This window comes from Bradyrhizobium sp. Arg816, from assembly GCF_029989365.1.
Classification (GTDB): domain Bacteria; phylum Pseudomonadota; class Alphaproteobacteria; order Rhizobiales; family Xanthobacteraceae; genus Bradyrhizobium.
The window spans coordinates 421,403-445,777 of record NZ_JAPRAQ010000003.1 but is presented as its reverse complement, the minus strand read 5'-3'; the positions used below and the strand labels follow the sequence as shown (position 1 = coordinate 445,777).

The following is a 24,375-nucleotide window of genomic DNA, read 5'->3' as shown; positions in this document are numbered from 1 at the left end:
GGGCGCGTAGCCCGGCATTACTCAATGATCGGCACATGCCTCGCCGCCGTCGGCGACGCCGTTCCATCGAGGCGCGGATCATCGGCCACCTCGATCTGGCGACGGAACGGGCGGAAGCCGGAGCGCTGATAGAACGTAACGGCGGACGGATGATCAAAGGTGCAGGTGTGCACCCAGACGCGGCGTAGCTGGCGCGACCAGGCAGTCTCCAGCGCGCGGTTCATCAAGAAGCGAGCTGCGCCAGTCCCGATCAATCCGGCGGTGACGCCGAAATAAACCAGCTCGCACTGGCTGGCCTCGCGGAAATCCAGCTCCAGCAGGCCTTCGTCGCGGCCGTCCACGACCAGGGCATAGACCTCGACGCCCGGCGCGTGGATAATTGCGGCAAGCTCTGCGTCATTCAGGCGCGCACGCGAGAACCACAGCCACTCCTCGCCGACACGGCGATGGAGATCGCGATACCAATGAAGCGCGGGCGCGTCGACCTTGCGCAAGGACCACGTTCCTGGAGGATCATCGCGGCGCGCGGGAGGTGCGGTCATCTCCAGATGGGTGACGACCGCGGCGATCTTGCCGGCGGGGATGTCGGAATAGCCGTCGGGGATGATCATGGGGCCTCTTGGAAAGACATGGCGAACAGCTCGCTTGCGGCTCATCCTTCGAGACGCCCGCCTACGGCGGGCCCTCAGGATGAGGTCGCGTTTCGCGGCGAGATATCAGACCCTCATGGTGAGGAGCCCGCCTAAGCGGGCGTCTCAAACCATGCAGGCCGCGCTCTTCCGGCCCTCCAGCCAACAAGTCGCTCATCGCGGCGTCAAAATGATCGCTTCCGCGGTCGCGGCTTCGACGGCCGGGCGGCTGTAGAGCAGCGGGACATATTGGCCCGTTGCCCAGAGCGGAGCGAGGTCGCGGTAATGGGCGCTGAAGGGATCGCCGGATTGGCCGGGCGTGTTGATGGTGCGGCTCGCATCCCAATTGCCGACGTCGAGCACCATGCGGAACGATGCGCCGGCGAACAGCTGGTAATCGGCGCGGCGGTAGGTGGCCGCGCGCGGCACGTTGGCGGCACCGCCATAGGCGAGCGGGCCGACCGAGAGCTGCGCGGCGGTGGCCTTGTCGGCGAGCGGCATCAAGGCATGGTCGAACTTCGCGACATGCAGCCGGCCCCAGCGCCAGGTCGAGGCATCCGGCCCGAGCTTGCCCGTGACGTCGGCCACCGCGGCGCCGACGCTGTCGCGCAGGATCTGGTCGCGCGCGGCAGCGGGGTCGGCGCCGAATGACGCATCAGGAGATTCCAGATAGGCGACCAGCGCCGAAATGCTCGACGCCTCCGGCGCGATCAGATCGGCGGCCTTGGGAGCCGTGGTCTTCAGCAGCCTTGGGCCGAGATGATTGGCGATCCAGACCTCGAACACTGCAGCCGCCGCGCTGTCGGCGGCATCCCGCGCGTCCCATGGCTTGAGCAGCTCGAGCCCCTTCTTCACATTGGGATCGTCGGAGGTGAGCGGCTGCAACAGCTTGACGAGGCGCCGCCCCAGCATCGCGGTGTCGTCGTTCTGCAAATCCATGGCGTCGGCGAGCGTGACCTTGCTGTTGGCCGCGAGCACCTCGGTGATGCGCTGCCAGCGCGCGCTGTCGGACCATTCGAAGCCGACCTTGCGTTCGGCGATCGGGTAATCGGCCGGCAGGTTCATCTGGTTGGCGGTGGCGAGAAAGCCCTGCTTGGGCTGATAGGCTTTCGGCAATTCGTCGAGCGAGAGAAAGCCCTGCCACTCATAGCGACCGTCGCCGGGCACCGGCATCAGGCCGTCGAAGTTGGCGCGCCGCGGCGTCTTGCCGGCGGCGACCCAGCCGATATTGCCGCGGGTGTCGGCATAGACCTGGTTCTCCGACGGCGCGCCCCAGCGCCGCATGGCGGCGAGGAAGCCGTTCCAGTCCTTCGCGGTCATGTAGTCGGAGGACCCGAAATAGGCGGAGGTGCCGGGCTCGAACCAGATCGAGCGGACTGCAAAGGCGCGCTTGTTCGCATCGTCGACGAAGATGACGGGACCGTGCCGGGTGAATTTCAGCTCGAGGTCGCGATCGGCCTCGCCTTTGACCTGTTCGGTCTCGTGGACGATGCGCATGTCTTCCCAGCCATTGCCGTAGCGGTACTGGTTGGGGTTTTGCGGATTGAGCTCGTAGACGTAGAGGTCTTCCTGGTCGACGTTGAAGATGGTGAGGCCGAAGGCGATGGTGCCGTTGTGGCCGATCGAGATGCCGGGCAGCGCCGGCTCGCCGGCACCGATCACGGAGAGGCCCGGCGCATTGAGGCCGACGATGTAACGCAGCGAGGGCACGCTGTGCTCGCGATGCGGATCGTTGGCGAGGATCGGGCGGCCCGTCGCCGTGCGCGAGGCCGCGATCACCCAATTGTTGGAGCCGATGGTGTCGCGCTGCTGGTCGGCCTCGGTGAGGTATTTGTCGGGATCGTGCGCGAGTGCGGCCTGCTTGTCCTTCGGTGCCGCGAAGGCGACCGGGCGCGTTGCAAGATCGTAGGCCGCGAGCACGGCCTTCGGCACGCTGCAGGGGTCGAGACCATCGGGGACTTTCGTGGTCCATGCCGGCTCGAGCTTGACGCGGAACCGATCGGCATCGAGGCCGGCCGCGCAGGCGACCAGCGAGCGCTTGACCTCGGAGGCGACATTGCGCGTCAGGCCGTGGCTGCGGATGCGGACGACGTCATCCGCCGTCCACGGATCAGGCATGGTGCCGGCGATCCTGAACTCGATCGGCAGCGGACGTTTTCCTGCGCGCACATCGGCGACATAGGCATTGACGCCTGCGACAAACGCGTCCGCATAGGTCTTCGCCTTGGGGCCGTAGGCCGCCCACTCCGCATTCATGTCGCCGCGATAGAGGAACAGCCGCAGCGCCTTGTCCTGCTCGGCATAGGCCGGGCCGAAATCCTTTGCGAGCAGGCCGAGGCCGCGCTTGCGCCAGAGATCGATCTGCCAGAGCCGGTCGCGCGCGGCGTTGAAACCCTGCAGGAAGAACAGGTCGTGCTCGTTGCCGGCATAGATGTGCGGGATGCCCCAGACGTCGACCAGGATCTGGGCGGGCGCGTCGAGGCCCGCGACATCGGTCTTGAGCTGCCGCGCACTTCCGAGCGGGTTCGGCTTGTCGCGTGCGATGGCTGTCGAGGTCAGCAGCGCGGCGCAGATCGCTGCGCCGCAGAGTTTTTGGATGACCCGGTTGAGATCCGTGTTCATTGTCTTCTCCCGTTGTTGTTATTTTGTCCGTAGCCCGGATGGAGCGAAGCGTAATCCGGGAATATTGCTCGTGGAGAAAACCCCGGATTGCGCTTCGCTCCATCCGGGCTACGACATCCGCCTATCCCTCTCCCTCGTCACTCGCGAGCACGCCCTTCACCGCCCTCGCCCAGCCCGCAAGCTTCCGCTCGCGCGTCGCCTGGCTCATGTTCGGCTTGAAGCGATGCTCGAGGCGCCAATTGTCGGCGAACTTCGTCGGCTCGGGATAGACGCCGGCCTGGAGGCCGGCGAGATAGGCCGCGCCCAACGCCGTGGTCTCCTGGATCGCGGGGCGATCGACCGGTGCGTCCAAGAGATCGGCGAGGCGCTGCATGGTCCAGTCGGAGGCGGTCATGCCGCCGTCGACACGCAGCACGACGCTCGCGACTTCCGAACTCGGCCAGTCCGCGCGCATCGCGGCCCAGAGGTCGAAGGTCTGGTAACACACGCTCTCCAGCGCGGCGTGCGCGAGCTCGGCGGGGCCGGTGTTGCGGGTGAGGCCGAACAGCGCACCGCGCACGCGCGGATTCCAGTAGGGCGCGCCCATGCCGACGAAGGCCGGAACCAGATAGACGCTCTGCATGGAGTCGGATTGATCAGCGAGCGGTCCGGTCTCGGCGGCGTGCTTGATGATGCCGAGGCCGTCGCGCAGCCACTGCACCGCCGAACCCGCAACGAAGATCGAGCCTTCGAGCGCGTAGGTGCGCTTGCCCTCGAGCTGATAGGCGACGGTGGTGAGCAGCTTGTTCTTGGAGACGACGGGCGTCGTGCCGGTGTTGAGCAGCGCAAAGCAGCCGGTGCCGTAGGTCGACTTCATCATGCCCGGGCGGAAGCAGGCTTGTCCGATCGTCGCGGCCTGCTGGTCACCCGCGATGCCTGAGATCGCGATGGCGCCGCCAAAGAGGTCAGGCACGCTCTCGCCGAAGCGGGCGGAGGAATCCTTCACCTCAGGCAGCATCGAGCGCGGCACGCCGATGATCTCCAAGAGCTCGTCGTCCCACTGGCCGGTGTGGATGTTGAACAGCAGCGTGCGCGAGGCGTTGGTGGCGTCGGTGGCGTGCACCTTGCCGCCGGTGAGGCGCCAGAGCAGATAGCAGTCGATGGTGCCGAACATCAATTCGCCGCGCGCGGCACGCGCCCGCGCGCCGGGAACGTGATCGAGGATCCAGGCGACCTTGGTGCCGGAGAAATAGGGATCGATGATCAGGCCGGTCTTTTGCGAGATCACGGGCTCGCGGCCGTCGGCCTTGAGTTTCGCGCAGATGTCGGCGGTGCGGCGGTCCTGCCAGACGATGGCGCGGTGCACGGCTTGTCCCGTGGCGCGATCCCACACCACGGTGGTCTCGCGCTGGTTGGTGATGCCGATCGCGGCGATGTCCTTTGCGGTGATGCCGGCCTGCTCGATCGCGTCGCGGCAGACCGTCACGGTCGAGGTCCAGATGTCCTCCGGCTCGTGCTCGACCCAGCCCGAGGCCGGAAAATGCTGCGGAAACTCCTGCTGCGCGCGGGCGGCAATCGAGATGTCACTGCGAAAAACGATGGCGCGCGATGAGGTGGTGCCCTGGTCGATGGCGAGGACGAAAGACATGGAAGCTACCTTGGCGTTTCCCTGAGAGGGGTCATTGTGTCGCGCCAAAGGGAGCGGATTAGGGCGGGAAGGTCAAGGTTGGTCTCGCTTACCCTCCCCTGGAGGGGGAGGGTCGGCTCACATGAAGCGCAGCGGAATGTGAGACGGGGTGGGGTGACAGTCTTTCCGCATCGCGCGGTGCCCATGCGGAGAGATCACCCCACCCCGCTCGCGCTACGCGCGATCGACCCTCCCCCTCCAGGGGAGGGTAAGATAGCGAACTTCTACTTGCGTCGATGTTTCAATCGGATCGTTTCTGCCTCTCGCGATCCGTACAGCTCGGCATAGATCCGTTCGAGCACGGCGGTCAGATCGCTGTTGATCTCCGAATTCCAGAATCGGATGACGCGATAGCCTTCGTTCTCGAGCCAGCTCTGCCGCGTGCTGTCTCGCGCGGCCGTCTCATCTTCGTTGTGGTGTCCGCCGTCGAGTTCGATGATGAGGTGTTTGGCCGGGCAGAAGAAGTCGACGATGTAAGGACCGATCGGCGCTTGGCGGCGGAAGTGTGAACCTTCGATCGGAAGCTCTTTGAGGGCACGCCACAACATTCGTTCGTGCGGCGTTGTGTTCGCCCGAAGCTTCTTCGCGGCAGCGCGTCGGATTAATGTTGAGACCATTTTTGTGGCTTCACCCCACCCCGCTCGCGCTGTGCGCGAGCGACCCTCCCCCTCCAGGGGAGGGTGAAGTGAAGCGCCACTTCAATACAATTGCAAGTGAGAGCTACACCGCCGCCGTGGTGACGCCGCCGTCGATGACGATGGTCTGGCCGGTCATGAAGCTCGACGCGTCGGAGGCGAGGTAGGCGACGGCGCCGGCGATTTCGTCGGGTTCGCCGATGCGGCGAAGGGGCGTGGTGGCGGTGCGGCGCTTGAGGTTGGCTTCGTCTTCCCACAGCGCGCGGGCGAAATCGGTCTTGACGAGGCCGGGCGCGATGCAGTTGACGCGAACGCCCTTCGGGCCCCATTCGCCGGCGAGCGAGCGGCACAGCGCGAAGTCGGCGGCCTTGGAGATGCCGTAGGCGCCGATCACGGTGGAGCCGCGCAAGCCGCCGATCGAGGAGATGATGACGACGGAGCCGTTGCCGCGCTCGGCCATCTGCGGGATCGCCAGCGCGGAGAGCCAGATGTTGCTCTTGACGTTGCTGCCCATGATCTTGTCGAAGGCCTCGTCGGTGATGTCGAGCAGCGGGCCGTAATACGGATTCACGGCGGCGTTGCAGACCAGGATATCGATCTTGCCGTAGTGCTTGATCGTGCCCGCGATCAGCGCCTCGACCTCGGTCTTGCGCGCGATGTTGCAGGGAATGACGGTGGCATCGCCGCCGGCAGCAACGATGCCGTCGGCGACCTCCTTGCAGGCGTCCGCTTTCCGCGATGACACCACGACCTTGGCGCCGAGTTTTGCGAGCAGCTCCGCCGAGGAGCGGCCGATGCCGCGGCTGGAGCCGGTGACGATTGCGACCTTGCCGGTGAGATCGAACGGGGTGTTCTTCATTGTTGTTGGGCTCCGCTGATTCCATTTACTCGATGTCATCGCCCGACTCGATCGGGCGATCCAGTACTCCGCGGCTGAAGTTGCGTGAACGAACTACCGCCGCGGAGTACTGGATGCCCCGGTCAAGCCGGGGCATGACAGTCTTCGCGTGGCTTAGATCAACTCAGATCAACCCACTCCCATCCGCGACGCGGCGCTGGTGGTAATCGGTGTCGCCAAAGCTGTTCTCGATCATGGTGAGCCGCTTGAAGTAGTGGCCGATCTTCGCCTCCATGGTCATGCCGATGCCGCCGTGGAGCTGGATCGCCTGCTGTCCGACGAACTTCAGCGACTTGCCGATCTGCACCTTGGCCGCGGCGATGGCGTTGGAGCGCTCCTTGGCGTCCTCGAAATCGCCGGCCATGGTCGCGAACATCGACATCGAACGGGCCTGCTCGGCAGCGACGAACATGTCGGAGGCGCGGTGCTGCAACGACTGGAACGAGCCGATCGCAACGCCGAACTGTTTTCGCGTCTTGATGTACTCGACCGTGGTCTTGAGCGACTCATCCATCAGGCCGACCGCTTCGGCGCAGAGTGCGATGCGGGCTTCATCGACCACGCGCTCGATCAGCGCGAGGCCGTCGTCGGGATTGCCGAGGACTGCATCGGCACCGACCTCGACACCGGTGAAGGTGATGTCGGCGGCGTGCAGGCCGTCCTGAGTCGGGTACGACTTCTTGGTCACGCCCTTGGCATTCGCCGGCACCAGGAACACGCCGATGCCGGACTTGTCGCGGCGGTCACCCTTGGTGCGCGCGGTGACGATCAGGGTCTCGGCGTTCTCGCCGTTCAGCACGACGAATTTTTCGCCGTCGATGACCCAGCCGTCGCCCTTCTTCTTCGCGGTCGTCGAGACGTCGAAGAGATCGTAGCGCGAGTTCTTCTCGAGCTGGGCGAACGCCAACGTCTTGCTGCCGTCGATGATCCCGGGCAGGTGCGCGGCCTTCTGCGCATCGGAGCCGGCGTGGCGCAGGAAGCCGCCGCCGATCACGACCGTTGCGAGATACGGCTCGAGCACCAGCGCCTTGCCGAGCGCTTCCATCACGATCATGGTCTCGACGCCGCCGCCGCCGAAGCCGCCATCGGCCTCCGCGAAGGGCAGGCCGAGCAGACCCTGCTCGGCGAGCTTGCCCCAGACGGCCTGGCTCCAGCCGCCCTTCTCCTTCATGTACTTCTTGCGGCTCTCGAAATCATAGGAATCGGTCAGCAGGCCGTCGATGCTGTCCTTGAGAAGCCGCTGCTCCTCGTTCAGATCAAAATCCATGTCTCTCTCCAAATCGGCGGGAATTGCCCTACCGTCGCCTCACCCTCAGACGTCATCCCCGCGAAAGCGGGGATCCAGTAAACGCAGCCGCCTGCCGTACTCGCGACCGCCGCGGCGTACTGGGTCCCCCGCCCCAGTGCGCAACTGCGCACAAGGCGGCGGACGACACCGTCATTGTCGACTCACAGCCCCAGCACCGCCTTGGCGATGATGTTGCGCTGGATCTCGTTGGAGCCGCCGTAGATCGAGACCTTGCGGTTGTTGAAGTAGCTTGGCGCGATCTGGGCAGTCCACTCCATGGCTTCGTTCGAGCCGTCGTCGCCGTGCACGTCGTAGGGTGCCGCGAACGGACCGATCACTTCCATCAGCAATTCGGTGGTGGTCTGTTGGATCTCCGAGCCCTTGATCTTCAGCACCGAGGACGCCGGATTGGGCTTGCCCTTGCCGTGCTTGCCTTCGTCGGCGACGACACGGAGCTGCGTCAACTCGAGCGCCTTCAGCTCGATCTCGCACGCCGCCAGCTTCTCGCGGAACGCCGCATCCTGGATGATCGGCTTGCCGCCGGATTCGACCTTGGAGGCGAGATCGCGGATGCGGCGCAGCCGCTCCTTGGACACGCCGACCCGGGCGATGCCGGTGCGCTCATTGCCGAGCAGGAATTTGGCGTAATCCCAGCCCTTGTTCTCCTCGCCGATCAGGTTCTCGATGGGCACCTCGACGTCGTCGAAGAACACTTCGTTGACCTCGACGCCGCCGTCGATGGTCTGGATCGGACGCACGGTGACGCCCTTCGACTTCATGCTGAAGACGATGAAGGAGATGCCCATCTGCTTCTTGGCGGAGGGGTCGGTGCGGCAGAGGCAGAAGATCATGTCGGCGTGCTGGGCGAGCGTCGTCCAGGTCTTCTGGCCGTTGATGATCCACTTGTCACCCTTGCGCTCGGCCTTGGTCTTGAGCGAAGCGAGGTCGGAGCCGGAGCCGGGCTCGGAGAAGCCCTGGCACCACCAGTCGTCGACATTGGCGATGCGCGGCAGATACTGCTTCTTCTGCTCTTCGTTGCCGAAGGTGTAGATCACAGGGCCGACCATGCTGACGCCGAAGGCGAGCGGCTGCGGCGCCGGATAGGACTGCAGCTCCTCGTTGAAGATGTAGTGCTGCACGGAGGTCCACCCCGTCCCGCCATACTGCTTCGGCCAGTGGCTGACGCCCCAGCCCTTCTTGTTGAGGATGCGCCACCACGTCACCATCTCGTCCTTCGAGAGGTGACGGCCCTCGACCAGCTTGCGCCGCGTATCCGGCGGCACGTTGTCGCGGAAGAATGATCGCACTTCCTCGCGAAACGCCTGCTCTTCCCTAGTGAATGCGAGATCCATCGGATCCTCCTGTGAGCTTCTTTGTTTCGTCGCCGTCAGGACGACGGTGAAATTACTGCAACACCTCGAAAAGTCCCGCCGCGCCCATGCCGCCGCCGACGCACATGGTGACGACCGCGTACTTCGCCTTGCGGCGGCGGCCTTCGATCAGGGCGTGGCCGGTGAGGCGCGCGCCCGACATGCCGTAGGGATGGCCGACCGAGATCGCGCCGCCGTCGACGTTGATCTTCTCGGGATCGATGCCGAGCTTGTCGCGGCAGTACAGCACCTGCACCGCGAAGGCTTCGTTCAGCTCCCAGAGGCCGATGTCATCGACGGTGAGGCCGTGGCGCTTGAGCAGGCGCGGCACGGCGAAGACCGGGCCGATGCCCATCTCGTCCGGCTCGCAGCCGGCGGAGACGAAGCCGCGGAAGATGCCGAGCGGCTTGAGGCCGCGCTTGGAGGCTTCCTTGTCGCTCATGATGACGGAGGCGCTGGCGCCGTCGGAGAGCTGGCTGGCATTGCCGGCGGTGATCGAAAAGCCTTCGCCGCGCACGGGCTTGAGGCCGGCAAGGCCTTCAGCCGTGGTCTCGGGGCGCGGGCCCTCGTCCTGCGACAAGGTCACCTCCTTGAACGAGACGGCGCCGGTCGCCTTGTCGGTGACCGCCATCTGCGTCGTGATCGGCGCGAGCTCATCCCTGAACTTGCCGCCCTGCTGGGCCGCGGCGGTGCGGCGCTGGCTCTCCAGCGAATATTCGTCCTGCTTCTCGCGCGAGATGCCGTAGCGCTTGGCGACGATCTCGGCGGTGTCGATCATGGGCATGTAGACCTCGCCCTTGATCTTGAGCAGCGCGGGATCTTGCGCGTGGAAGCCGTTCATCTTGTCGTTCTGAACCAGCGAGATCGACTCGCCGCCGCCGCCGACCGCGATCTCGACGCCGTCGAAGATCACCGAGCGCGCGGCGAGCGCGATCGCCTGCAGGCCCGAGGCGCATTGCCGGTCGATGGTGGTGCCGGCGACGGTCACGGGGAGACCCGCGCGGAGCAGCGCCTTGCGCGCGATGTTGCCGCCGGTCGCGCCCTGCTGGAGCGCCGCGCCCATCACGACGTCCTCGACCTCCTTCGGATCGACCTTGGCGCGGGCGACGGCCTCGCCGATGGCGTGGCCGAGCAGCGTTGCGCCCTCGGTGGCGTTGAGCATGCCGCGATAGGCCTTGCCGATCGGCGTGCGGGCGGTGGAAACGATGACGGCGTCGGTCAAGAGCGACCTCCTGATACGGGTTGGGTGGATTGTGACGGTTTCTGCTGCTGGCGCAATTCGTGGCGCGACAATTTTCCGACCGGCGTGCGCGGCAGATCGTCGACGAACTCGACCGCTGCCGGCAATTCGTGCTTGCCGACCTTGCCGGCGAGCTGTGCGCGCAGCTCGTCGAGCGAGAACGGCTTGGCGTCCGGCCTGAGCTTGATGAAGGCCTTGGCGGCCTCGCCGCGATACGGGTCGGGAATCCCGAGCACGATCACCTCGTGCACGCCAGGGATGGTGTAGATCGCCTGCTCGATCATCTGCGGATAGACGTTGAAGCCGCCGGAGATGATCATGTCCTTCTTGCGGTCGACCAGGAAGAAATAGCCGTCGGTGTCGACATAGCCGATGTCGCCGGTAAGGAAGCGGCCGTCCGAAAAGGACTCCGCGGAGCCCTTCGGCTTGTTCCAGTAGCCCTTGGTGACGTTCGGGCCCTTGATGCGGATCTCGCCGACTTCACCCGGCGGCAGCACTTTTGTCGGATCGTCCAGCGAGACCACGTCCATCTCGATGCCGGGCAGCATCAGGCCGATCGACCCCGGCTTGTCTGGTCCCGTCGGCGGGTGGCCGGTGCCGGGCGAGCAGGTCTCGGTCATGCCCCAGCCGCTGCGCAGCTTCTTGCCGACCTTGCGCTCGAAGAAGCTCGCGACCTCCACCGGCAGCGGCGCGCCGCCGGAGCCGATGGTGGCGAGCGACGAGAAGTCGCGCTTGTCGAGATCAGGCAGTGCCGCGATCGCGATCCACATCGTCGGCACGCCCGGGAAATAGGTCGCGCGCTTGATCTCGATGTCGCGCATCACCGCCTCGACATCGAAGCGCTGGTGGAGCGAGATCAGATTGCCGCGGCTGAGCGAGGACAGCAGCACGACGGTGAGCGCATAGATGTGGAACAGCGGCAGCACGCAGATCACGCGCTCGACGACGTCGCCGCGCGCCTCACGCGACGGCTTGCCCCAGACATCGTAGATCGACACCGCCGAGGTGAGATTGCCGTGAGTGAGCATCGCGCCCTTGGGCAGGCCGGTCGTGCCGCCGGTATATTGCAGCAGCGCGACGTCGTCGACCGTCACGGACGGCCACTCAGCCGGCGCGGCCGCGCCCTCGACGAAGCTCTTGAAGGTGACGATGCGGGGATCGTCGGGGATCGGCGCCTGCGGCGTGCCGACCTTGCCCCAATCGTCGTCCTCGCAGACGACGAGACGATCGATCAGGCCCTTCTCCAGGAACTTCAGCGCGGTCGGCAGCAGCGCCGCGAGGTTGGAGGTCACGAGCAGGCGCGAGCCGGAATCCGAGACCTTGTGCGTCAGCGCGATCTCGCCGTCGAGCGGGGAGAGATGCGCGACGCGGCTACCTGCCTTCAGCGCGCCGAAGAAATTGACCGGATGGTCCGGGGTGTTGCCGAGGAACAGCGCCACGGAACTGTTCTTGCCGCAGCCGGCGCGCAGGAACGCAGCCGCGGCACGCTCGGCCATGGCGGCGAGGTCGGTATAGCTGATCGGACGATCGCGGAATTCCAGCGCGGTGCGCGGGCCGAAATCGGCGGCGGCTTGCGACAGCAGGTCAGGCAGCGAGCCCTGGACGATGGTGTCGTCCCAACGCACGCCCTCGGGATAGAACTGTTCGCCGGGATGGGTCATTTGGGTTCGTTACTCTGCAACGCTAACCGCGATTCCAAGTGAGGTGAGCAGACTGCCGGGCTCCCTTCCCCCTTGCGGGGAAGGGTTGGGGAAGGGGGTAGCCACAAACGCTGACCTCACCCGGGGCTACCCCCCTCCCCAACCCTCCCCCGCAAGGGGGGAGGGAACGGAGAAAGCGTTGCCCGGTGCGAGCCATCGCGGCCACAGCCAACCCGATCACGCCGCCTTCGACGCCGCCGCCAGCGACGCGAACGTCTTGCCTTCGGCCGCGAGCTTCTTCAGCAGCGGCGCGGGCTCGAGACTCGGGTCGTTGGTCTCCTTGGCGTAGAAGGAGAGACGATCGGCGATCTGCTTGAGGCCGACGGTGTCGGCCCAGAACATCGGGCCGCCGCGGTAGATCGGCCAGCCGTAGCCGTAGAGCCAGACCACGTCGATGTCGGAAGGACGCGCCGCGATGCCCTCTTCGAGGATCTTCGCGCCCTCGTTGATCATCGGGTACATCATGCGCTCGAGGATCTCCTCGTCGCTGACGACGCGCTTCTTGCGGCCGAGACGGAGCAGCGTCTCGTCGATCAGCTTCTCGACCTCCGGATCGGGCAGCGCCGAGCGACTTCCTGCTTCATACTTGTAGTAGCCCTTGCCGGTCTTCTGGCCGAAGCGGCCGGCTTCGCAGAGCGCGTCCGCGATCTCCGACTTGATGCCGCGGTCCTTGCGCGAGCGCCAGCCGATGTCGAGGCCGGCGAGATCGCCCATCGCGAACGGCCCCATCGGCATGCCGAATTTGGTGACCACGGCGTCGACCTGCTGCGGCAAGGCACCTTCGAACAGCAGCTTTTCGGACTGCTTGCCACGCTGCGCCAGCATGCGGTTGCCGACGAAGCCGTCGCAGACGCCGACCACGGCCGGCACCTTCGCGATCTTGCGCGCGATGGTCACGGCGGTGACCAGCGCATCCGGCGCGGTCTTGTCGGCGCGCACGATCTCGCACAGCTTCATGACGTTGGCAGGCGAGAAGAAGTGCATGCCGAGCACGTCCTGCGGCCGCTTGGTCGACTTCGCGATCTCGTCGATGTTGAGGTAGGAGGTGTTGGAGGCGAGCACGGCGCCGGGCTTGACGTATTGGTCGAGCTTGCCGAACACTTCCTTCTTCACCGCCATGGTCTCGAACACGGCCTCGATCACCAGGTCAGCATCGCCGACATTCTCGATGCCGACGACGCCGTTGATCAGCGCCATGCGCTTGGCGGGCGCGTCGGCCGGGATGCCGCCGCGCGCGGCGGTCGCTTCCCAGTTCTTCTGCATGATGCCCATGCCGCGCTTGAGCTGCTCCTCGCCGGTCTCGATAAGGGTGACGGGCACGCCGGCATTGGCAAAGGACATCGCGATGCCGCCGCCCATGGTGCCGGCACCGAGGATCGCGACGCGGTTCACGGGTCGCGACTTGGTGCCCTCAGGCACGCCGGCGATCTTGCTGGCCTCGCGCTCGGCGAAGAAGGCATAACGCTGCGCCTTGGACTGGTCACTGGCGACGAGCTTGAGGAAGCCCTCGCGCTCCTTCTTCAGGCCCTCGTCGAACGGCAGGTCGATGGCGTAGCCGACGGCGTCGGCGGCCGCGAACGGCGCTTCCAGGCCGCGCGACTTCTTGGTCATGGCGGCGACCGCATTGGTGAAGATCGAGCGATCGGCCTTGGCCGCCGCGAGCTTGGAATCGTCGTCGCGCAGGCGCCGCAGCGGACGCTTCTCGGCGAGCAGCTTGCGGACGAAGGCTTCGCCGCCGGAGGCCGGACCCTCGACGACCTCCTCGATCAGGCCATTCTTGAGCGCTTCGGCAGCACCGATCGGATCACCGCCGACGATCATCTTGACCGCGAGTTCCGGCCCCACCGCGCGCGGCAGGCGCTGGGTGCCGCCGGCGCCGGGCAACAGGCCGAGCTTCACCTCGGGCAGGCCGAGCTTGGCGTCCTTCACGGCCACGCGGAAATGACAGGCCAGCGCGACCTCGAGGCCGCCGCCGAGCGCGGTGCCATGGATCGCGGCGACGACCGGCTTGGCCGAGTTCTCGATCTCGGCGAGGACGTCGTTGAGGGCGGGCGGCTTCGGCGGCTTGCCGAATTCGGTGATGTCGGCACCGGCGATAAAGGTGCGGCCGGCGCAGGTCAGCACGATGCCCTTGATCGCGGGATCGGCGATCGCTTCCTTGATGCATTCGAGAATGCCGCCGCGCACTGCGGCACTCAGCGCATTGACCGGAGGACTGTTGACCGTGACGATCCCGACTTCGTCATGACGCTCAAGCTTGACCACTTCGCTCACGGCTTCCCTCCTTGGTGGGGATTTACTTTTGTTCGATTTCGCGGTGCGGAATTTAATTCCGCATCTTGACGGCAGGGTTATTTTGAAGCACGGACGTTGTCAACGACTCCGCGCAAGAAGCAGATCAGGGATGAAGCGTACAGGCAAGAAGACTGCGACCGATCGGAATTTCGTCGTCGCGCTTTCCCGCGGACTAGATGTTTTGCGCGCATTCCAACCCAGCGACGGGCTTCTCGGCAACCAGGAGATCGCTGCGCGTACGAACCTGCCCAAGCCGACCGTTTCGCGCCTGACCTACACGTTGACGAAGCTCGGTTATCTGACACCGGTTCCCCGTTTCGAGAAGTATCAGCTCGCGCCGGCCGCGATGGCGCTCGGTTATGCGGCGTTATCCAATCTCGGCGTTCGGCATTTGTCCGAGCCATTTCGCGAGGAAGTGATGCGCGCGACCGGCGGCGCCGTCGCGATCGGCGGCCGCGACCGTCACAGCATGATCTATTTCGGGCAAAGTCGCGGCAGCGAGACGGTCGGCGTTCAACTGGACGTCGGTTCCCGCGTGCCGATTGCAACCAGCGCGATGGGCCGTGCCTATTTCTGGGCGCTCGACGAAGAAGGCCGCGCCGAGGTGTCCCGCATTCTGCGCGAACATTACGGCAGCCGCTGGCCGAAGATGCGCGACGGACTGGAACGTTCAGGCGAGACGGTTGCGAAATACGGTTTCGCGATGTCCGTCGGCGACTGGCACGACGACATCGGCGCCGCCGGCGTCGCGCTCAAGCTCAACGACGGAACCGGACCTTACGCATTCAATTGCGGCGCACCCGCATTCCGCTTCACGGAAGAGCGTTTGATCAACGACATTGGACCGCGTCTGCTTGCGATGGTAAGGAACATTGAGGCGGCACTCGGGGGACTGATGCCGCAATCCAAAAAAGAAGTCAGCAAAAAGCTGAAATCAGGAGGGAAAGTTGCGCGTGTGGCCGAGGGGTTCAGATAGCCTTTGTCATCACCGGGAGCGGTTCGCATCGCCCCTTCGCCCACTGACGTGTGTGGGCGAGACGAGATGACGCAGGCACAGCTCGCGCGGGGGACATCGCCCCTGCTCGCGGTTCGCGACGTCAGCGTCGTGTTCGGCGGCATCGTCGCGCTCAACGGCGTGTCCTTTGACATGCACAAGGGCCAGATCCTCGGATTGATCGGCCCCAACGGCGCCGGCAAGACCACGCTCTTCAACTGCCTCTCGCGGCTCTATCAGCCGTCATCGGGCGACATCCTGATGGAAGGCGCGAGCATCCTGTCGCGGCCCCCGCACCGGATCGCCGAGATCGGCATCGGCCGCACCTTCCAGAACGTGGCGCTGTTTCCGAACCTCTCGGTGATGGACAACGTCCGCGTCGGCGCCCATTCGAAGACCTCCAGCGACATCATCAGCGACTCGCTTCGGCTCGCCTGGGTCCGGCGCAGCGAGACCGACGTCAACAAGAAGGTGCAGGAGATCCTCGCCTATCTCAAGCTCGAGGACGTCGCCCACACCGTCGTGTCCGGCCTGCCTTTCGGCACGCAGAAGCGTGTCGAGCTGGCGCGCGCGCTCGCGGCCGACCCGAAGATCCTGCTGCTCGACGAACCGGCCGGCGGCCTCAACCACGAGGAAGTCTACGTGCTCGGCGATCTCATCCGCCGCATCCGCGACGACCGCCACATGACCGTGCTGCTGGTCGAGCACCACATGGGCCTCGTGATGTCGATCGCCGACCACGTCGTCGCGCTGAATTTCGGCAAAAAGCTCGCGGAAGGCACGCCCGCCCAGGTGCAGGCGGACCCCGACGTCATCAAGGCCTATCTCGGGAGCAAGGACCAATGACGACGCTGCTCAACGTCAAGGACCTGCGCGCCTATTACGGCCAGGTCCAGGCGCTCCATGGCCTGTCCTTCTCGCTCAACGAAGGATCGTTGACGACGCTGCTCGGCGCCAATGGCGCCGGCAAGACCACCACCCTGCGCGCGATCTGCAACATGGTGCGTTCCACCGGTGCGATAGAGTTCGAAGGCAAGCCGCTGAGCAACCGCTCCACCGAGAGCATCGTGCGGTTCGGCATCGCCCACGTGCCGCAGGGCCGCGGCACCTTCACCACCATGACGGTCGAGGAGAACCTCCAGCTCGGAGCCATCACCCGCAAGGACAGCGCGGGCATCGTTTCCGACATCGAGCGCATGTACGCGCATTTCCCGGTGCTGAAGCAGCGCCACACCCAGCAGGCCGGCACGCTCTCGGGCGGCGAGCAGCAGATGCTCGCGGTCGCCCGCGCGCTGATGCTGCGGCCGCGCCTGATGCTGCTCGACGAGCCGTCCTTCGGATTGGCACCGCTGGTCGTGCGCGACCTGTTCGGCATCCTCGGCAAGATCAATCGCGAGGACAGGGTGTCGATCCTGGTGGTCGAGCAGAACGCCCAGCTCGCGCTCGAGCTCGCCGACCAGGCCTATGTGATCGAGACCGGACGCATCGTGATGTCGGGCAATGCCAAGGACATCGCGAACAACGAAGAAATCCGCAAATCCTATCTGGGTTACTGAGGAGCCGGCACGATGGAGCTGTTCACCAACCAAGTGCTGGCCGGCATCGCCACGGGCGCGATCTACGCCTGCATGGCGCTCGCCGTGGTCATGATCTACCAGGCGATCGACCATCTCAACTTCGCGCAGGGCGAGATGGCGATGTTCTCGACCTTCATCTCGTGGCAGCTGATGCAGTGGGGCGTGCCCTACTGGGCCGCCTTCATCCTCACGCTGGCGCTCTCCTTCGTCGCCGGCATCGCGATCGAGCGCATCCTGTTCAAGCCGCTGGCGAAAGCGCCGGTGCTGACCAACGTCGCCGGCTTCATCGCCCTGTTTGCGATCATCAACTCCTCGGCCGGCCTGATCTGGGACTTCACCATCAAGCAGTACCCGACCCCGTTCGGCTCCGCGCCGTTCCTGGGCAGCCAGCTGATCTCGACCCACCAGGCCGGCATGATCGGCGTCACGGTGCTGCTGCTGCTCGGCCTCTACTTCTTCTTCCAGTATACGCGCATCGGCCTGGCCATGCGTGCGGCCGCCTCGGTGCCTGAATCGGCCCGCCTCGTCGGCATCAACACGAGCTGGATGATCGCGCTCGGCTGGGGCATGGCGACCGCGATCGGCGCGATCGCCGGCATGCTGATCGCCCCCGTCGTGTTCCTCGAACCCAACATGATGGGCGGCGTGCTGATCTACGGCTTTGCCGCCGCGGTGCTCGGCGGTCTCACCAGCCCGTTCGGCGCCGTGGTCGGCGGCTTCCTGGTCGGCATCTTCGAGAACCTCGCCGGCACCTACATCCCCGGCGTCGGCAATGAGCTGAAGCTCCCGATCGCGCTCGCGCTGATCATCTCCGTCCTGGTCGTCAAACCCGCTGGCCTGTTCGGCCGGCACATCGTCAAGCGAGTTTGATCATGAGCGCTGCAGAAGAAGTCGTTGCAGAAGGCCACGAGGCGGTCGAGGCTGTTCCGAAGCGCGCCATGACGCTGGGCACCGGCACCTCGCTGGTGGTGCTCGCGGCGCTGCTGATCGCGCCCGTCTTCGTCAAGAACTTCATCATCTTCCAGATGACGATGCTCCTGATCTACGGGCTCGCGGTGCTGGCGCTGAACATCCTGACCGGCGGGAGCGGCCAGTTCTCGCTCGGCCAGAGCGCGTTCTACGCGGTCGGCGCCTATACGACAGCCGTGCTGATGGAGCACTTCAACGTCAATTACGCGCTGACGCTGCCGATCGCCGGCGTCGTCTGTTTCGGCTTCGGCTTCCTGTTCGGGCAGCCGGCGCTGCGGCTCTCCGGCGTCTACCTCGCGCTCGCGACCTTCGCGCTCGCCACCGCCATGCCGCAGCTCCTCAAGCTGAACTTCCTCGAGCACTGGACCGGCGGCGTGCAGGGCCTCGTCGTCACCAAGCCGGACGCGCCGTTCGGGCTGCCGATGTCGCAGGACATGTGGCTGTACTACTTCACGCTCGTGGTCGTGATTGCGATCTACATCTTCTCGGTGAACCTGCTGCGTTCCCGCTCGGGCCGCGCCTTCATGGCGATCCGCGACAACGAGATCGCGGCCTCCGCGATGGGCGTCGACGTCGCGCTGTACAAGACACTGGCCTTCGGCGTCTCCGCCGCCATCACCGGCATCGCCGGCTCGCTCGGCGCCATCGCGGTGCAGTTCGTCGCGCCCGACAGCTACACCATCACGCTCGCGATCTCGCTGTTCCTCGGCATGGTCGTCGGCGGCGTCGGCTGGCTGCCCGGCTCGATCGTCGGCGCCGCCTTCATCATCTTCGTGCCGAACATCGCGGAGGGCATCTCCAAGGGCCTCTCCGGCGCGGTGTTCGGCGTGCTCCTGTTCCTCGTCATCTACCTCGTGCCGCATGGCGCAAGGCAAGTCGCGATCATGGGCCAGCAACTCGCCGGTCGGCTCAGGAAGAACTGAAACGTCCATCCAGACTGTTGTTTTAACCAAGGAGACCCAATTGCTTTTCGGAAGAATACTGCGAACCACCGCACTCGTAACGGCGGTCGCGACCCTCACCTCCGGCGCAGCACTTGCCCAGAAGAAATACGACACCGGCGCGTCCGACACCGAGATCAAGATCGGCAACATCATGCCGTACAGCGGTCCGGCATCGGCCTATGGCATCATCGGCAAGACCGAAGAAGCCTATTTCAAGATGATCAACGACAAGGGCGGCATCAACGGCCGCAAGATCAACTTCGTCACCTATGACGACGCCTATTCGCCGCCGAAGGCCGTCGAGCAGGTCCGCAAGCTGGTCGAGAGCGACGAAGTGCTGGCCGTGTACAATCCGCTCGGGACGCCCTCGAACACCGCGATCCAGAAGTACCTGAACGCCAAGAAGATCCCGCAGCTGTTCGTCGCCACCGGCGCCACCAAGTGGAACGACCCGAAGAACTTCCCCTGGACCATCGGCTGGCAGCCCTCCTACCAGAGCGAAGCGCAGATCTACGCGAAATGGCTGATGAAGGAAAAGCCGAACGCCAAGGTCGCGATCCTCTACCAGAACGACGATTTCGGCAAAGACTACCTCAAGGGCACCAAGGACGGTCTCGGCGCCAAGGGCGCGTCCATGATCATCATGGAAGAGAGCTACGAGATCTCCGAGCCGTCGATCGACGGCCACATCGTCAAGATCAAGGCCGCCAATCCCGACGTGCTGCTGATCTACGCGACGCCGAAGTTCGCGGCCCAGACCATCAAGAAGACCGCTGAGCTCAGCTGGAAGCCGCTCCAGATCCTCACCAACGTGTCGATCTCGGTTGGCAGCGTGATGAAGCCGGCCGGCTTCGAGGCCTCGCAGGACGTGCTGTCGGCGGCCTATGCCAAGGATTCCACCGACCCGCAGTGGAACAACGATCCCGGCATGAAGAAGTGGAACGAGTTCGTCGACAAATACATGCCCGGCGCCGACAAGACCGACACCGGCATGGTCTACGGCTACGGCGCGGCGTCGACCCTGGTCAAGACGCTGGAAATGTGCGGTGACGACCTCACCCGCGCCAACCTGATGAAGCAGGCCGCTTCCTTGAAGGATTTTGCACCGGACACGCTGCTGCCCGGCGTCAAGATCAACACCAGCGCCACCGACTTCGCCCCGATTTCGCAGCTCCAGATGCAGCGCTTCAAGGGCGAGAAGTGGGAACTCTTCGGCGAGATCATCAGCGGCGACGTCGCTTCCGAGTGACGCTGACGCAATAGTCCAAATCTAGTCAAATCTGACAAAGCCCCCGCGGGCGACCGCGGGGGCTTTTTGTTGACGTCAGGCGTCAATCTTGTTCAATGCGGCGCCGATCCATTCCGGGTGGAGAAAGATGACTGTCGTTCGATTTCAGGTTGCGGCCGTTTCGGCCGCGCTCGCGTTGTGCACTGCGATGAGCAGCCCGGCACAGGCGCAAAAGAAATACGACAGCGGCGCTTCCGATAGCGAGATCAAGATCGGCAACATCATGCCCTATAGCGGGCCGGCCTCCGCCTATGCCGCGATCGGCAAGGCCGAGGAAGCCTATTTCAACAAGATCAATGCCGAGGGCGGCATCAACGGCCGCAAGATCAAGTTCATCTCCTACGACGACGGCTATTCGCCGCCGAAGACCGTGGAGCAGGCGCGCAAGCTGGTCGAGAGCGACGGTGTGCTGCTGATCTTCGGCTCGCTCGGCACCTCCACCAATGGCGCCATCCGCAAATACATGAACGAGAAGAAGGTGCCGCAGCTGTTCGTGGCGAGCGGCGCCTCCAAGTGGAACGATCCGAAGCAATATCCGTGGACCATGGGCTGGCAGCCGAGCTACGCCAGCGAGGCGCGCATCTACGCCAAATACATCATGAAGGAGAAGCCGGACGCGAAGATCGGCGTGCTCTACCAGAACGACGATTTCGGCAAGGACTATCTGAAGGGGCTGAAGGACGGCTTAGGGGCCAAGGCATCGATGATCGTGCTCGAAGACGGCTACGACACGTCGGAGCCCGCGATCGACGAGCACGTCGTGAAGCTGAAGGCCTCGGGCGCCGACGTCTTCCTCAGCGTCACCACGCCGAAATTCGCCGCGCAGTCGATCAAGAAGGCGGCCGAGATCAACTGGCATCCGGTCCACATCATCTCCAACGTCTCGGCTTCGGTCGGCGGCGTGCTCGAGCCCGCGGGCCTGGAGATCTCGCAAGGCATCCTGTCGGCGAGCTACACCAAGGACGGCTCCGACCCGCAATGGAATGCCGATGACGGCATGAAGAAGTTCTATAACTTCCTCGCGCAGTACGACCCCAAGGCCAACAAGCTCGATGCCGGCGTGGTGTTCGGCTATGCCGCGGCCCAGACCATGGTGAAGGTGCTGCAGATGTGCGGCGACGAGCTCACCCATGAGAACGTCATGAAGCAGGCCGCTTCCTTGAAGGATTTCGAGCCCGACACGCTGCTGCCCGGCATCAAGATCAACACCTCCGCCGATAATTTCGCCCCGATCGAGCAGCTCCAGATGATGCGGTTCAAGGGCAGGAAATGGGAGCTGTTCGGCGACATCATCTCGAGCGAGCTCGGCCATTGAAGCCGCGCAACTCAAAATCGCCTCCGACCGGTTAATCAACTCAAGACAGCCGCGCCGTCTCGCAATCGCACACGAGCGCGCGACGGTCCTTGACTACTAAAGGAGCAGTCCCTGTGACACCGCCGCGGGGGCTTTCTGTTGAAGGCTCGCGGTAAATCGTATTGAATTGCATCCGCGTCGCCAAAAATAATCGAGCCAAGAAAAGGAAGCGCACACACACCAAGAAAATAGGGAGATAGGAATGCCCGCTGTCACCGGCAAACTTGCGGCCGCGTCACTGGCGCTTGCGCTCATTGCGGCCTCGGCCTCCACTGCATCGGCCCAGAAGAAATACGATACCGGCGCGACCGACACCGAAATCAAGATCGGCAACATCATGCCCTACAGCGGACCGGCCTCCGCCTACGGCATCATCGGGCGGACCGAAGCCGCCTACTTCAAGAAGATCAACGACGAGGGCGGCATCAACGGCCGCAAGATCAATTACATCTCCTATGACGACGCCTACTCGCCGCCGAAGACGGTGGAGCAGGCTCGCAAGCTGGTCGAGAGCGACGAGGTGCTGTTCATCTTCAACTCGCTCGGCACGCCGCCGAACTCGGCGATCCACAAATACATGAACTCGAAGAAGGTGCCGCAGCTGTTCGTCGCGACCGGCGCCACCAAGTGGAACGATCCGCAGAACTTCCCCTGGACCATGGGCTGGCAGCCCAATTACCAGAGCGAGACGCAGATCTATGCGAAGTGGCTGCTCAAGAACAAGCCGGACGCCAAGATCGCGGTGCTTTACCAGAACGACGATTACGGCAAGGACTATCTCAAGGGCCTCAAGGACGGCCTCGGCTCGAAAGCCGCCTCGATGATCGTCATCGAAGAGAGCTACGAGACCTCCGAGCCGACCATCGACAACCACATCGTCAAGCTGAAGTCGACCGGTGCCGACGTCTTCATGAACATCACGACGCCGAAATTCGCCGCGCAAGCGATCAAGAAGAATGCCGAGATCGGCTGGAAGCCGCTGCACTTCCTCAACAACGTCTCGGCCTCCGTCGGCAGCGTGATGAAGCCGGCCGGCTTCGAGAATGGCCAGGACATCATCTCGGCCGACTATCTCAAGGACGTGTCGGATCCCGCGTGGAACAACGATCCCGGCATGAAGGAGTTTCTGGCCTTCATGACCAAATACTTCCCCGAGGGCGACAAGCTCGATAAGGGCACGATCGTCGGCTATGCCGTGGCGCAGACACTGGTCCAGGTCTTGAAGCAGTGCGGTGACAATCTCACACGCGAGAACATCATGAAGCAGGCGGCGAACGTGAAGGACTTCCGCACCGAGGCGCTGCTGCCGGGCGTCAAGATCAACACCTCGCCGACCGATTTCGCGCCGATCAGCCAGCTTCAACTCGAGAAGTTCAAGGGCGAGAAGTGGGAGCTGTTCGGAGACGTGATCAGCGCCGACGTCGGCGGCTAGCCCCAAACGACAGAGAGCCCCCTGCGCGGCCATCGCAGGGGGCTTTTGCTTGCGCGCGGATTATGATCACGCGATTGCACAATCGAATGATTGTAAAGCCCGCTTACGCTTTGGCGCCTGATGCGGTAGGCAGGGAGCCGGCGATTGTGTCGCCATCATTTCAGTTCGCTGAAGGCCTTTCGTCATGACCGACCGACGTCCCCTGCTCCGCGCGCTCTACGACGCCGCCGTTGCCGCCGCCCATCCCAGCACGATTCTGGCGCCGCATCTGCGGCCCGCGCCGAAAGGGCGCGTGATCTGCCTCGCCGCCGGCAAGGGCGCGGGTGCGATGGCCGCGGCCGCCGAACGGCATTATCTCGACACGCTCAAGCTCGCGCCGGAGCGCCTCGTCGGCATCGCCACCACGCGCCACGGCTACGGCGTGCCGACGCGCCGCATCCGCGTGGTCGAGGCCGGCCATCCCGTGCCCGATGAAGCCGGGTTGAAGGGCGCCGCCGATACGCTTGCGCTCGCGAGCGAGGCCGGACCCGACGATTTGCTGCTGGTGCTGCTCACCGGCGGCGGCTCGGCGAACTGGATCGCGCCGGTGGACGGCATCAGCTTCGCGCAGAAGCAGGCGGTCAACAAGGCGCTGCTCCGGTCGGGCGCGCCGATCGGCGAGATGAACACGGTCAGGAAACATTTGTCGCGGATCAAGGGCGGCCGGCTGGCGCGCGCCGGCAGGAATGCCGCCGAGATCGTGACGCTCGCGATTTCCGACGTGCCGCACGACGATCCGTCCGCCATTGCTTCCGGCCCCACCGTGCCCGATCCGACCACGCTGGCCGATGCGCGCGCGATCGTCGCAAAATACAAGCTCGCCATCGACGACGCCGTCCGCCGCGCACTCGACGATCCCGCCAACGAAAGCGCCAAACCTGATGATGCCGCCTTCGCGCGCGCGCATTTCGAGCTGATCGCGCGGCCCAAGCAATCGCTCGACGCCGCGGTGAAGCTCGCCAAGGAAGCGGGCTACGAGACCATCGATCTCGGCGCCGATCTCGAAGGCGAGGCCCGCGAGGTCGCCGCCGATCACGCCAGGCTCGCGCTTCAGGCCCGCGCGCAAGGCAAGCGCCTCGCGATCCTCTCCGGCGGCGAGCTCACGGTGACCGTGCGCGGCAACGGGCGCGGCGGCCCGAACCAGGAATACGCGCTGGCGCTCGCGGGCCTGCTGAAGGACACGCCTGACATTTCTGCTCTCGCCGGCGACACCGACGGCGCCGATGGCGGCGCCGGCCACCCCACCGACCCCGCCGGCGCGCTGATTGATGCTGCGACCTTCGCGAAGATGAAGGCCCTGGCGCTTCAGCCGCAGGCGTACCTGGACAACAACGACGCGACGACGTTCTTCGAGGCGACCGGCGATCTGCTGATGCCGGGACCAACGCTGACGAACGTGAACGATATCAGGGTGATTTTGGTGGATTGAGGCGCC

19 protein-coding genes are annotated in these 24,375 nt (G+C 64.8%); 9 read left to right on the top strand and 10 right to left on the bottom strand.

Annotated features, from left to right (window positions below; translation table 11 throughout):
* Positions 1 to 17 precede the first annotated feature (17 nt).
* From OWC48_RS10855 to OWC48_RS10810, 10 genes are all read right to left on the bottom strand, one after another.
* Positions 18 to 611 (bottom strand): GNAT family N-acetyltransferase, encoded by a 594-nt coding sequence (locus OWC48_RS10855; protein ID WP_282519975.1) that lies wholly within the window; start codon positions 609 to 611, stop codon positions 18 to 20.
* Positions 612 to 803: 192 nt separating this feature from the next.
* On the bottom strand, positions 804 to 3,251 hold the full coding sequence (locus OWC48_RS10850) for a penicillin acylase family protein (protein WP_282519974.1): 2,448 nt from the start codon (positions 3,249 to 3,251) through the stop codon (positions 804 to 806).
* 121 nt (positions 3,252 to 3,372) lie between these two features.
* Positions 3,373 to 4,878, bottom strand: coding sequence for a glycerol kinase GlpK (gene glpK / locus OWC48_RS10845; RefSeq protein ID WP_282519973.1), 1,506 nt, complete (start codon positions 4,876 to 4,878; stop codon positions 3,373 to 3,375).
* Positions 4,879 to 5,141: 263 nt separating this feature from the next.
* Positions 5,142 to 5,534, bottom strand: coding sequence for an endonuclease domain-containing protein (locus OWC48_RS10840; protein ID WP_282519972.1), 393 nt, complete (start codon positions 5,532 to 5,534; stop codon positions 5,142 to 5,144).
* 103 nt (positions 5,535 to 5,637) lie between these two features.
* Positions 5,638 to 6,411 carry an SDR family NAD(P)-dependent oxidoreductase gene (locus tag OWC48_RS10835; protein ID WP_282519971.1) on the bottom strand — a complete coding sequence of 258 codons (774 nt, stop codon included), beginning with the start codon at positions 6,409 to 6,411 and terminating at the stop codon, positions 5,638 to 5,640.
* Between the two features lie 163 nt (positions 6,412 to 6,574).
* Complete coding sequence (pimD, locus tag OWC48_RS10830) at positions 6,575 to 7,717, bottom strand: pimeloyl-CoA dehydrogenase small subunit (RefSeq protein WP_282519970.1); 1,143 nt, start codon at positions 7,715 to 7,717, stop codon at positions 6,575 to 6,577.
* 182 nt (positions 7,718 to 7,899) lie between these two features.
* Positions 7,900 to 9,090 carry a pimeloyl-CoA dehydrogenase large subunit gene (gene pimC / locus OWC48_RS10825; RefSeq protein ID WP_085403564.1) on the bottom strand — a complete coding sequence of 397 codons (1,191 nt, stop codon included), beginning with the start codon at positions 9,088 to 9,090 and terminating at the stop codon, positions 7,900 to 7,902.
* Between the two features lie 52 nt (positions 9,091 to 9,142).
* Positions 9,143 to 10,330, bottom strand: coding sequence for an acetyl-CoA C-acyltransferase (locus OWC48_RS10820; protein WP_282519969.1), 1,188 nt, complete (start codon positions 10,328 to 10,330; stop codon positions 9,143 to 9,145).
* The gene (pimA, locus tag OWC48_RS10815; RefSeq protein WP_282519968.1) at positions 10,327 to 12,009 is read right to left on the bottom strand and encodes a dicarboxylate--CoA ligase PimA; all 1,683 of its coding nucleotides are present in this window, start codon (positions 12,007 to 12,009) and stop codon (positions 10,327 to 10,329) included. Before pimA ends, OWC48_RS10820 begins: the two co-directional genes overlap by 4 nt.
* Positions 12,010 to 12,225: 216 nt before the next feature.
* A complete protein-coding gene (locus OWC48_RS10810) occupies positions 12,226 to 14,322 on the bottom strand; it encodes a 3-hydroxyacyl-CoA dehydrogenase NAD-binding domain-containing protein (RefSeq protein ID WP_282519967.1) in 2,097 nt (698 codons plus the stop codon).
* A 130-nt stretch (positions 14,323 to 14,452) separates the two neighbouring features.
* On the opposite strand from OWC48_RS10810, the gene OWC48_RS10805 reads away from it, so the two are divergent.
* The 9 genes from OWC48_RS10805 (at position 14,453) to OWC48_RS10765 (ending at position 24,369) form a co-directional block, all read left to right on the top strand.
* Entirely contained in the window at positions 14,453 to 15,319 is an 867-nt protein-coding gene (locus OWC48_RS10805) for an IclR family transcriptional regulator (RefSeq protein ID WP_014498264.1), read from the top strand.
* A 66-nt stretch (positions 15,320 to 15,385) separates the two neighbouring features.
* On the top strand, positions 15,386 to 16,183 hold the full coding sequence (locus OWC48_RS10800) for an ABC transporter ATP-binding protein (RefSeq protein ID WP_282519966.1): 798 nt from the start codon (positions 15,386 to 15,388) through the stop codon (positions 16,181 to 16,183).
* Positions 16,180 to 16,893, top strand: coding sequence for an ABC transporter ATP-binding protein (locus tag OWC48_RS10795; RefSeq protein ID WP_282519965.1), 714 nt, complete (start codon positions 16,180 to 16,182; stop codon positions 16,891 to 16,893). Before OWC48_RS10800 ends, OWC48_RS10795 begins: the two co-directional genes overlap by 4 nt.
* Positions 16,894 to 16,905: 12 nt before the next feature.
* The gene (locus OWC48_RS10790; RefSeq protein WP_063980940.1) at positions 16,906 to 17,784 is read left to right on the top strand and encodes a branched-chain amino acid ABC transporter permease; all 879 of its coding nucleotides are present in this window, start codon (positions 16,906 to 16,908) and stop codon (positions 17,782 to 17,784) included.
* Between the two features lie 2 nt (positions 17,785 to 17,786).
* Positions 17,787 to 18,806, top strand: coding sequence for a branched-chain amino acid ABC transporter permease (locus OWC48_RS10785; RefSeq protein WP_166345291.1), 1,020 nt, complete (start codon positions 17,787 to 17,789; stop codon positions 18,804 to 18,806).
* Between the two features lie 40 nt (positions 18,807 to 18,846).
* Positions 18,847 to 20,076 carry an ABC transporter substrate-binding protein gene (locus OWC48_RS10780; protein WP_282519964.1) on the top strand — a complete coding sequence of 410 codons (1,230 nt, stop codon included), beginning with the start codon at positions 18,847 to 18,849 and terminating at the stop codon, positions 20,074 to 20,076.
* Between the two features lie 127 nt (positions 20,077 to 20,203).
* Positions 20,204 to 21,430 (top strand): ABC transporter substrate-binding protein, encoded by a 1,227-nt coding sequence (locus OWC48_RS10775; protein WP_282519963.1) that lies wholly within the window; start codon positions 20,204 to 20,206, stop codon positions 21,428 to 21,430.
* 241 nt (positions 21,431 to 21,671) lie between these two features.
* Positions 21,672 to 22,901: an ABC transporter substrate-binding protein gene (locus tag OWC48_RS10770; RefSeq protein ID WP_282519962.1), complete on the top strand. Its 1,230-nt coding sequence runs from the start codon at positions 21,672 to 21,674 to the stop codon at positions 22,899 to 22,901.
* A gap of 184 nt (positions 22,902 to 23,085) precedes the next feature.
* A complete protein-coding gene (locus tag OWC48_RS10765) occupies positions 23,086 to 24,369 on the top strand; it encodes a glycerate kinase (RefSeq protein WP_282519961.1) in 1,284 nt (427 codons plus the stop codon).
* The last annotated feature ends 6 nt before the right edge of the window (positions 24,370 to 24,375 follow it).